This is a genomic window from Brevundimonas sp., assembly GCF_035935935.1.
In the GTDB taxonomy this organism is placed as follows: domain Bacteria; phylum Pseudomonadota; class Alphaproteobacteria; order Caulobacterales; family Caulobacteraceae; genus Brevundimonas.
Map to the genome: position 1 here is coordinate 49,057 of NZ_DASYWO010000010.1, position 10,330 is coordinate 59,386.

Here is a 10,330-nt window from a genome sequence, read left to right on the forward strand (position 1 = left end):
GCCAGCCCCCGACGGTAACAAGCATGACCTCTCCCCACGTTCGCGGCCCCTTCCGACCGCTTGGCCGCGCCAGCGCGCTGGCCCTGGTCGTCGCGGCGGGCCTGGCTGGCCCGGCCCTCGCCCAGCAGACTCCGCCCGCGCCCGCCATCCAGGCGGCCCCCATCCAGCAGGATCCGGGGCAGGACCGGGTGCAGGTGAACCGCATCGAGGTGCGCGGCGCGAACCAGCGGATCGAGGACGCCACCGTTCTGTCCTACCTGCCCATCCGGCCCGGCGACGTCGTCGACGCCGTCGTGCTGGACGTCGCGGTGCAGGCTCTGTCCCGGACCGGCCTGTTCGCGGACGTGCAGATGGGCGTCCAGAACGGCGTGCTGATCGTCGAGGTCGTCGAGAACCCGATCGTCAACCAGGTGATCTTCGAGGGCAATGGCGCCGTCGGCGACGACAAGCTGCGCGAAGAAGTCACCATCCGCCCGCGCGGCATCTACACCGCAGCGCGCGTGCAGGAGGACGTCGGCAAGATCGTCGAGCTGTACCGTCTGTCCGGCCGGATTTCGGCGACCGTCTCGCCGAAGATCGTGCGGCTGGAGCAGAACCGCGTCGACGTCGTGTTCGAGATCGACGAGGGGCCTGAGACCGGGCTTCAATCCATCACCTTCCTCGGCAACGAGGCGTTTTCCGACAATGACCTACGTGAGGTCATGGTCACCAAACAGTCGGTGTGGTGGCGGATTTTCACGCAGAACGACAACTACGATCCCAATCGTCTCGATTACGACCGGGAGCAACTGCGCGACTTCTACACTAACCGCGGATACTACGACTTCCGCGTGGTGTCCGCCGTGGCGGAGCTGACGCCGTCGGGCGACGCGTTCGCCATCACCCTGACGGTCGACGAAGGCGACAAGTACACCTTCGGCGACGTGAAGGTGGTGACCGAGAACGACAAGCTGAACGCCGACTTGCTCACTCGCATTCTGCCGTTTCAGTCCGGGGCCCTCTACGAGAGCGACAAGATCGAGACGGCGACGGAGACCCTCACGTACGCGGCGGGCTCTGCGGGCTACGCCTTCGTGGAGATCGAGCCGGAGTTCCGGGCGAATCCTGAAACCGACACCATCGACGTCACCTTCAACGTGCGCGAGGGCGAGCGCGTCTACGTCGAACGCGTCAACGTCATCGGCAACACGCGCACGATCGACCCGGTCATCCGGCGCGAGCTCGTGTTGACGGAAGGCGACGCCTTCAACCGTCAGCTTCTGGAGCGCTCGCGCAACAATCTGCGCGCTCTGGGCTTCTTCAAGGACGTGACGGTCGAGGAGGTTCGGGGTTCCGAGCCCGACCGTTCGATCGTCAACGTCACGGTTCAGGAACAACCGACCGGCGAGCTTTCGGTGGGCGCGGGCTTCAGTTCCTACGACTCGTTCGTCCTCAACCTCGGCATCTCGGAAAGCAACTTCCGCGGACGCGGCCAGAACCTAGTTGCACGCGCGGAGTGGGGTTCGCTGCGGCAGAACATCGATTTCCGCTTCACGGAACCGAAGTTCCTGGGGCGCGACCTGCGCGCCGGCTTCGATCTGTTCCATTCCCGCTACGATCTCAGCGAGTACTCGTCTTACGACTACCGCTCGACGGGGGCGGGGTTGCGGGTTTCCTATCCCCTGAACGGATATACGGCGATCAGCGGCCGCTATTTCCTCAGGGAAGACGAGATCATCGTTCCCAGCGGCTTCTGCGGCAGCGGATCTGGCTCTTCGGCGCTCTGCGATCAGATCGGCAGCTTCGTGAACTCGTCGATCGGCTACACGCTGCTGGTCGATCGCCGCAATGACCCGATCCGTCCGACGCGCGGCTGGACCGGCAGTCTGCGCCAGGACCTCGCGGGACTGGGCGGCGACGTGAACTACCTCAAGACCGAAGGCGAGATTTCCGCCTTCCACGGCTTTGCGCCGGAGTGGATCGTCACCACGCGGCTGGAGGCCGGATACGTCACCGGCTGGGCGGGCGACCCCGTCCGGATCAACGACCGCTTCTTCAAGGGCGGCAATAGCTTCCGCGGCTTCGAGACCGCGGGCATGGGGCCGCGCGATCTGCTGACCACCGACGCTCTCGGCGGCAACTTCTACGTGGTCGGCACTGTGGAGCTGACGGTGCCGAACGGGTTGCCCGAGGAGTATGGCATCCGAACCTCCGCCTTCGTCGACGTCGGTACCTTGGGGCTGCTCGACGATCGTTACACGACGGACCAGGCGACTGGGCTGCCGAGCACGCGCATCAACGACGAGCTCGATTTCCGGGGCGCAGTGGGCGTCAGCATTCACTGGCGATCGCCGATGGGCCCCATTCGCTTCGATCTGGCCCAGCCCTTCTCGCAGATGCCGTTCGACAAGACCGAGAATTTCCGGTTCTCGACTTCCACCCAGTTCTAACTCCCCTCGACAGGGGGCGTACCAAAGGCTGAATGACATGAAGACCCTCGCTTACGGCGCCTTCGCCCTGGCCCTCCTGACCGCTGGTCAGGCCGCCGCCCAGGCGCAGGGGCCCGCCAACCCCGGCCCGGTGATCCCCGGCGTCTGTGTGTTCCACAACGAGCGCCTGCTCGCGCAATCGACGGTCGGCCAGTCGGTCCAGACCGGCATGCGCACCCTTTCGCAACAGGTGTCGGGCGAGTTGCAGCCCTATAGCCAAGCCATTCAGGCCGAGATCGCGGCGCTCGAGCAGGGCCGCGGCACCATCCCCGAGGCCGAATACGCGCAGCGGGCCCAGGCGCTGCAGCAGCGGATCCGCGAGGCCCAGCAACTGGAAGCCCAGCGCCAGCAGGAGCTGGAGTACACGCTGAACATGCAGTTGCGCGCCATCGCCCAGGCCACCGACCCGATCCTGGTGGCCGTGTACCAGGAACGGGGCTGCGGTCTGCTGCTGTCGCGCGAGGCTGTGATCGAGATGAACCCGGCCATGGACATCACCGACGTGGTCATCCAGCGCCTGAACGGCGCCCTGCCGTCTCTCAGCTTCTCGCGCATGACCCCGCCGGTTCAGGTTCCGAACCAGTAAGGACGCCGTTGCCGGATCCCCGTTTCTTCGAGGCCCTGCCGCCGCGCTCCGTCCGGGAGCTGGCCGATCTGGTCGGCGGCGAGGTTCTGAGAGGCGGGGATCTGGTCGTCGTCACCGTGGCGCCCTTGGCTTCGGCCGGCGACTCCGCCGTGACGTTTCTGTCGGATCGGAAACTGAAGGCGTCTCTCGCGGCGACGGGCGCCGGAGCGGTGTTCGTGCGTCCGGAATCCGCGGACGACGTGCCTGTCCGGGCGGCCGTGATCGTGACGCGCACGCCGCATGCCGCCTGGTCGCGGGCCGCCGACTCCCTCGTAAGGCCGCGCCCCTTCAAGGCCGTCGATCCAGCGTCGACTGCTGAGGGCTCCACCGTCGAGTTCGGGCCCGGCGTGGTGGTCGGAGAGGGCGCACGCATCGGGCGGGACACGCGGATCGGGCCCAACACGGTGATCGGCCCCGGCGTGCAGATTGGCCGCGACTGTCAGATCGGGGCGAACGTCAGCGTCTTCTTCGCGCTGATCGGCGACCAGGTGAAGCTGTCGGCCGGCGTGCGGATCGGCGAAGCGGGCTTCGGCGCGGCGGTTTCGGCGGATGGTCCGGTCGACGTGCCGCAGCTGGGCCGGGTCATCCTTCAGGATCGCGTCACCATCGGCGCCAACTCCTGCGTCGACCGCGGGGCCTTCGACGACACGGTCGTGGGCGAAGGGACCAAGATCGACAACCTGGTGATGATCGCCCACAACTGCGTCATCGGCCGCAACTGTCTCATGGCCGCGTTCACCGGCATTTCGGGCTCCGTGACGGTCGGTGACGGCGCGGTGTTCGGCGGACGTGCGGGGGTGGGCGACCACATCACCATAGGCGAGGGCGCGCGCATCGCCGCCGGCGCCGGCATTTTGAAGAACGTGCCGGCGGGCGAGACCTGGTCCGGCTATCCCGCCAAGCCTTTGCGGGAATCCTTGCGCGAAGCCGTGTGGCTGGCCAAACAGGCCGCCGGGAAGGCGCGCGGGAGGCCGGACGGATGAGCGACGAGGTCAGCATCGACTACGCCGAGGTGATGCGGCGTCTGCCGCACCGCTATCCCTTTCTGCTCGTCGACAAGGCCGAGGCCTTCGTCGCGGCGACGTCGATCACGGGGATCAAGAACGTCACCCACAACGAGCCTTTCTTCCCGGGACACTTTCCGATCGACCCGGTCATGCCGGGCGTCCTGATCGTGGAAGCCATGGCCCAGACGGGCGCGCTTCTGATGTCCAAGACCATGGACGTGGCGGTGGCCGACAAGGTGATCATGTTCATGTCGATCGACGGCGTGCGCTTCCGCCGGCCGGCGCGGCCGGGCGATCAGCTGCGGATGGAGGTCAAGGTGACGCGCGCCCGCGGCGATGCCTACAAGTTCCGCGGCGAGACCTTCATCGACGGCAAGCTGGCCGCCGAGGCGGAGTTCATGGCCATGGTGGTGACCGTGGATCAGCCGGCGACCTGATGGCCATCCATCCGACAGCCCAGGTCGACGGCTCGGCCCGACTGGCCGATGGCGTCGAGATCGGCGCCTGGTCGATCGTCGGTCCGGGCGTGACGCTGGCCGACGGCGTCCGCCTCGCCAGCCACGTGGTGATCCAGCAGGACACCACCGTCGGCGCCGGCACCACGATCCATCCCTTTTGCGTCATGGGCGGGGACCCGCAGCACGGCGGCTACAAGGGCGAGCCGGTCGCGCTCGAAATCGGCGCGGACTGCACGATCCGCGAGCACTCGACGTTCAACCGCGGCACGCCCGGCGACCGCAAGCTGACCAGCATCGGCGACGGCTGCCTGTTCATGACGGGCGCACACGTGGGCCACGACTGCGTCGTCGGCAGCAGCGTCACCTTCGCAAACAATGCCACGCTGGGCGGGCACGCCCGGATCGGCGACCGCGTTTTCCTGGGGGGGCTGTGCGCCGTGCACCAGTTCGGCCGGGTTGGGCAGGGCGCGATCGTCGGGGGCCTGTCCGCTGTCACCCGCGACGTCATTCCCTACGGATCGGCGTGGGGCAACCACGTGCGGCTGCACGGGCTGAACCTGATCGGGCTGAAGCGGAAGGGCTACGGCAAGGTTGAGGTCCGGCGTCTGCTGGCGGCCTATCGGGACATCTTCGAGTCGCCCGGTCTGTTCTCCGATCGGCTGGAGGCCGCGCAGTCGGCCTACGCCGACCTGCCGGAGATTCAGGAGATCATCGCCTTCATCCGCGAGGACACGCGGCGTCCCGTCGCGCTGCCGGGCGAATGAGCGGGCCGAAGCTGGCGCTGATCGCCGGCGGCGGCGCCTTGCCGCTGGCGGTGGCCGCGCGCTGCGAGGCGGAGGGCAGAGCCCTGTTCGTCGTCCGGCTGGCGGGCTTCGCGGACCCAGATCTGTCGGCGATCGACGGCGTCGACATGGGCATGGGCCAGATCGGCGGCATCCTGTCAGCGATGAAGAAGGCGGGCTGCGAGGCGGTGTGCCTGGCGGGCACCGTCAGCCGGCCGGACTTCAGGTCGCTGAAGCCCGACTTCAAGGGCGCGACCCTGCTGCCCGGGATCGTGAAGGCGGCGAGTCAGGGTGACGACGCCCTGCTGCGCAAGATCCTGTCGGTGTTCGAGGCGGAGGGATACGCCGTCGAGGGCGCGGACGACATTCTCGGCGGCGACATGCTGACGGCGGGCGCTCTGGGCCGCGTCGTGCCGGACGCCGGTCAGTTGGTCGATCTGCGCAAGGCCCTGCACGTGGCGGAGAAGTCCGGCGAGCTGGACGTCGGGCAGGGGGCCGTCGTCTGCGACGGCCTGGTGCTGGCGGTCGAGGCGCAGGAGGGCACGGACGCCATGCTGGCGCGGGTCGCCGGCCTGCCCGTCGACCTGCGGGGCGCGTCCGGCGCGCTGAAGGGCGCGCTGGGCAAGGCGCCGAAGCCGATCCAGGACCTCCGCGTCGACATGCCGGTGATCGGCGCGCGCACCATCGAGTTGGCGGCTGCGGCCGGCTTGGCCGGGGTGGCAGGCAGGACCGGACGGCTGATCCTGATCGACCGAGAGGCGATCGTGCAGGCGGCGGACCGGCTGGGTCTCTACGTCTGGGGCGAGGGATGAGCCGCCCGCTGAAGGTGATGCTGGTGGCGGCCGAGGCGTCGGGCGATGCGCTGGGCGCGGGCCTCGCGCGAGCGCTCAGGGCGCAGCTCGGCGGGGAGGTGGCGTTCGTCGGCGTGGGCGGCGCGGCCATGGCCGCGGAAGGCGTCGCAAGCCCTTTCGACATCGCCGAACTGTCGATCCTGGGCTGGCTGGAGGGGCTGAAGGCCTACGGCACGGTCAGGCGGCGGGTGGCCGACACGGTGGCGCTGGCGCGGACGGAGCGGCCGGACGCCGTGGTGCTGATCGACAGTTGGGGCTTCACGATCCGGGTGGCGAAGGCGATCCGCGAGGTCATGCCGGACGTGCCCCTGATCAAGTACGTCGGGCCGCAGGTGTGGGCGTCGCGGCCGGGGCGGGCGAAGACCCTGGCCGGTGCGGTGGATCACCTGCTGGCGCTATATGCGTTCGACGCGCCGTGGTTCGAGCGGGAGGGGCTGGCAACGACCGTCGTTGGTTCGCAGGCGCTGCATGTCGACATGTCGGCCGCGGATCCGGCGGCGTTCCGGGCGGCGCGGGGGATCGCGGCCGAGGCGCCGCTGTTGCTGGTAATGCCGGGCAGCCGGCCGAGCGAGATCAGGCTGATGGCGCCGGTCTACGGCGAGGCCGTGGCGCGGCTGAAGGCGTCGCGGCGGGAGCTGGAGGTCGCCGTCGTCGTGGCCGGGACGGTGGCGGCTCGGCTGAGGGCCGAGCTGGCCGAATGGTCGGCTCCGGTTCACGAGGTCGAGGAGCCGGAGAAGTACGCTGCGATGAAGGCCGCGACCGTGGCCATGGCGACCAGCGGCACGGTGTCGACGGAGTTGGCGCTGGCGGGCGCGCCCATGGTGATCGGCTACCGTTTCCAGCCGTTGAGCTACGCGATCATGCGGCCCTTCTTCACCGGCAAGTACGCGACGCTGTTTAATCACGCCGCCGACGCGGAGATCGCGCGGGAGCTGATCCAGAAGGACGCGACGCCCGGGGCCTTCGCCGCCGAGGTCGGGCGGCTGCTGGACGATCCGGCGGCGCGCGCCGATCAGGCGGCGCGGCAGACGGCGGCTCTGGACCTGATGGGCCGGGGCGGCCGCGACCCGTCGGAGATCGCGGCCGAGGCCGTGCTGAGGGTCATCGTCGAGCGCAACGGCTGACCCCCGGCGTAACGCAGGCGCCTAGCCCACCACCGCCGCGATGCCGGTCAGGGTCTCCTTCAGGCCGCGCATGCGCTTGGCCGTCTGGTCCGTGCCGCGCGGCGAGATGGCGTCGGCCAGACCGCGCAGGCGGGCGGCCACGGCAGGGTCCTTGCGACCGGAGTCGACCAGCGGCTGGGCCTGATCGAGGGCGGCCGTGATCTGGGCCATCTGGGTCGCGTCCATGCCGCCGTCACGGGCGAACTGGTCCAGATAGGCGCGGGCCACCACCGGGTGCGCGGGCCAGCGCACGGGATACTGCTGCTGCGGGTTCACCGTGCCGCCCTCGTCGGCCATCTGGGCCGCGGCGATTTCATTGGCGGTCAGATGCTCGCTGGGCGTCAGTGCGAAGACGTCCAGACCGCGGCCGATCTCCGAGCCATAGATCTTGCCGTTGTACCAGTAGACGGACCAGTAGCCGCCCGACCCCTGACGCTCGGCGTTCACCGGGCCGCGGTCGAAATAGGCGATTTCGTGGGCGTTGGCCGAGTCGGTGAAGTCGCTGATCGACAGACCGCCCTGGTACCAGGCCTGGACGAACAGGTCGCGGCCCGGAACCGGGATCAGCGAGCCGTTGTGCGCCACGCAATTCTCAAGATCGGTCTGGGCGGCCGGCAGCTTGTAGTAGCCGCGGTGCACCAGCTTGCCGTCGACGATGTCGTAGATGGCGTTGGCGCCCCAGGTCATGGGGTCCTGAACACGGCAGCGCGGACGCCCGCCGCCGCCCCATTCGTCGGTGAACAGCACCTTGTCGCCGTCGTTGTTGAACGTGGCCGAGTGCCAGTAGGCGAAGCCTTCGTCGACGACCGCGTCGATCCGCTTCGGCGCGCGCGGATCCGAGATGTCGAACAGGATGCCGTTGCCGGAGCAGGCGCCGCCCGCGATGTTCCGGGTCGGGAACAGGGTGATGTCGTGACAGTGGTTGGTCTGGGCCGTGGTCTGGGTGCCCGCGCCGTGATCGCCGCCGGCCCACAGGCCCGCGACGGCGCCCGTCTGCTCGTCGGCGAAGACCGTGGGGCTGTCGATGATGCGGGACCGCGACGGATCCGCCAGCGGGATTTCGATCACGTCCACGCGGAAGAGCGCGGTGCGCGCGCTGCCCGGCTCGCCGACCACGCAGCCGGCCAGCTCTTCCTCGGCGCGGACGCCGGCGGTGCCGGAGTTGTAGACGATCAGGCGGTTCGCGTCGGCCGAGACCACCGAATGGGTGTGGGAGCCGCGGCAGGTCTGGACCTGTCCGACCTGCACAGGACGGACCGGATCGGAGATGTCGAAGATGCGCAGGCCGCGGAAGCGCTCGGCGCTGGGCTCGGGTCCGACGCCTTCCCGGCCGCAATCGACGCGGCCCTGGGTGGATTCGACCGACATCAGCATCAGGTCGCCGACGATGGACACGTCGCCCTGACCGCCGGGGCAGACGATGGAGCTGACGAGGGTCGGCGCCGGATCCTCGCCGATCCGGTACAGGTTGATGCCGTGATAGTTGCCGACGGCCAGCAGGTCGCCCTGGAAGGCCATGTCGGTGTTGGAGAAGCTGAGGAAGGGCGAGCGTCGGCCCACGTCCTCGCCCGCGCGCGGCGGCAGGCCCTCCGGGTTGGTCGGGTCGAAGAAGCCGGTCGGCTTGGGCAGGCTGGCCAGCAACGTCATGTTCGACGCCGCCGTCTCGGCGTCGCGGAAGCCGGCGCGCAGGTTGGTGCGCGGGTCGGTCGAGGCGGCGCGGGCCAGCGCCGTCATGCGGTTGATCTCGGCCTGCTGCTCGTTGGTCACGTCGTTGACGAAGCGGAACAGGACGGGGTCGTAGGCCGAGCCGCCGCGGGCCAGCAGGTCCGACACCATGGTGACGGCGCCCTCGTGGTGGCGGATCATCATCTGCAGGAACAGGCGGTCGAACTCGGCGCCCTGGGCCGCGGCGAGGGCGGCCATCTGCTCCGGGGAGGCCATGCCCGGCATGCCCGCGTGTCCGGCGCCGTGGGCGGAATGGTCCATGCCGGCGTGGCCCGCATGGTCGGCGGTCGTCGGCATCGGCGTCGGGGCGTCCTCGCCGCGCTCGGTCAGCCAGCCGCGCATGAAGGCGATCTCGTCCTCCTGCGAGGCGTCGATGCGGCCGGCCAGGGCGACGATCTGCGGGTTGTTGGTCCGCCCGGGGACCAGCGCCGCCATCTCCAGCGCCTGACCGTGATGCAGGATCATGCCCTGCATGAAGGCGACGTCGGCGTCGGAATAGCGGTTGTCGGCGATGCGCGCGGCCTCGCGGCCCTCCAGAGTGCGGCTGGCCTGACCGGGCGCGCCCGGTTGAACCAGCGGCGCCTGCTGGGCCCATGCCCCGGTGGCGAACAGGACGACGCCGAGGGCGGCGGAACCCCCCAGCAGCTTGCGGATCGACGAGGCGGACTGACGCACGGTTTCACTCCCCGGAAATGACGGTTTCGAAATGGCTATCACGCGCGAACCGGCGCCGTAAGTCCGAATGCCGTCGGTGCCGGAAGGGAGGCGCCTCATGCGCCGGAGACGGCCGCGCCGGCGAGGCGTGGCGCCCGGACGCGCGAGATCGCCCCGCCGCATGACGGCAAGGTGGGAAGGGCGGGCGGAGCGCCGGGCGCGGAGCCCGGATGCTGTGATGTGTTACCGTTTCGGCTTCGCGACGACGCTCCGCGCGGTCCGTCTGATCGAAAGCTGTCCGAGGTGGAGAGGACCACCGCATAGGGCCGCTGACTTGGCGACTAACGGACGCGCCTTCGGCGGGCGGGCGGGAGACTTGCGAACCCCGGACCCGGACGCGCGCCTTCCCGTGACGCGCCATGATCGCCGGCCTGATCCTCCGTGCCGAAACACGAAGGCCCCCGCGCCGCCGCCCACCTCCGATGGCCACGACCTTGCAGGTTCACGCCGACGCCGGCCGGCCGTGGACATGTGAGCCCCCGGCGTCGACCCCCGCTCGAACCGCTTCCGCCGCGACAAGCTCGCAAGGCCTTGCGC

At 69.4% G+C, this 10,330-nt stretch carries 8 protein-coding genes; 7 read left to right on the forward strand and 1 reads right to left on the reverse strand.

What is annotated here, in order from left to right; all coding sequences use genetic code 11:
* Nucleotides 1–23: 23 nt before the first annotated feature.
* From bamA to lpxB, 7 genes are read left to right on the forward strand one after another with little or no spacing between them, the layout of a single operon-like run.
* Complete coding sequence (gene bamA, locus VGR32_RS11255) at nucleotides 24–2,429, forward strand: outer membrane protein assembly factor BamA (protein WP_327450672.1); 2,406 nt, start codon at nucleotides 24–26, stop codon at nucleotides 2,427–2,429.
* A 37-nt stretch (nucleotides 2,430–2,466) separates the two neighbouring features.
* The gene (locus VGR32_RS11260; protein ID WP_327450674.1) at nucleotides 2,467–3,054 is read left to right on the forward strand and encodes an OmpH family outer membrane protein; all 588 of its coding nucleotides are present in this window, start codon (nucleotides 2,467–2,469) and stop codon (nucleotides 3,052–3,054) included.
* An 8-nt stretch (nucleotides 3,055–3,062) separates the two neighbouring features.
* Nucleotides 3,063–4,076: a UDP-3-O-(3-hydroxymyristoyl)glucosamine N-acyltransferase gene (gene lpxD, locus VGR32_RS11265; protein ID WP_327450676.1), complete on the forward strand. Its 1,014-nt coding sequence runs from the start codon at nucleotides 3,063–3,065 to the stop codon at nucleotides 4,074–4,076.
* On the forward strand, nucleotides 4,073–4,537 hold the full coding sequence (gene fabZ, locus VGR32_RS11270; protein WP_327450678.1) for a 3-hydroxyacyl-ACP dehydratase FabZ: 465 nt from the start codon (nucleotides 4,073–4,075) through the stop codon (nucleotides 4,535–4,537). Before lpxD ends, fabZ begins: the two co-directional genes overlap by 4 nt.
* Nucleotides 4,537–5,322, forward strand: coding sequence for an acyl-ACP--UDP-N-acetylglucosamine O-acyltransferase (gene lpxA / locus VGR32_RS11275; RefSeq protein WP_327450680.1), 786 nt, complete (start codon nucleotides 4,537–4,539; stop codon nucleotides 5,320–5,322). The genes fabZ and lpxA overlap by 1 nt, the downstream gene beginning before the upstream one ends.
* Nucleotides 5,319–6,152 (forward strand): UDP-2,3-diacylglucosamine diphosphatase, encoded by an 834-nt coding sequence (gene lpxI, locus VGR32_RS11280; protein WP_327450682.1) that lies wholly within the window; start codon nucleotides 5,319–5,321, stop codon nucleotides 6,150–6,152. The genes lpxA and lpxI overlap by 4 nt, the downstream gene beginning before the upstream one ends.
* Nucleotides 6,149–7,315: a lipid-A-disaccharide synthase gene (gene lpxB / locus VGR32_RS11285; protein ID WP_327450684.1), complete on the forward strand. Its 1,167-nt coding sequence runs from the start codon at nucleotides 6,149–6,151 to the stop codon at nucleotides 7,313–7,315. Before lpxI ends, lpxB begins: the two co-directional genes overlap by 4 nt.
* 21 nt (nucleotides 7,316–7,336) lie before the next feature.
* Here lpxB and VGR32_RS11290 read toward each other — a convergent pair whose 3' ends face one another.
* Entirely contained in the window at nucleotides 7,337–9,754 is a 2,418-nt protein-coding gene (locus VGR32_RS11290) for a DUF305 domain-containing protein (protein WP_327450686.1), read from the reverse strand.
* Nucleotides 9,755–10,330: the final 576 nt, after the last annotated feature.

Bases quoted from the DNA above. Each gene is read 5' to 3' on its own strand.
- fabZ (WP_327450678.1), top strand. From the start codon at position 4,073: ATGAGCGACGAGGTCAGCATCGACTACGCCGAGGTGATGCGGCGTCTG.
- lpxA (WP_327450680.1), top strand. From the start codon at position 4,537: ATGGCCATCCATCCGACAGCCCAGGTCGACGGCTCGGCCCGACTGGCC.
- bamA (WP_327450672.1), top strand. From the start codon at position 24: ATGACCTCTCCCCACGTTCGCGGCCCCTTCCGACCGCTTGGCCGCGCC.
- VGR32_RS11260 (WP_327450674.1), top strand. From the start codon at position 2,467: ATGAAGACCCTCGCTTACGGCGCCTTCGCCCTGGCCCTCCTGACCGCT.
- lpxI (WP_327450682.1), top strand. From the start codon at position 5,319: ATGAGCGGGCCGAAGCTGGCGCTGATCGCCGGCGGCGGCGCCTTGCCG.
- lpxB (WP_327450684.1), top strand. From the start codon at position 6,149: ATGAGCCGCCCGCTGAAGGTGATGCTGGTGGCGGCCGAGGCGTCGGGC.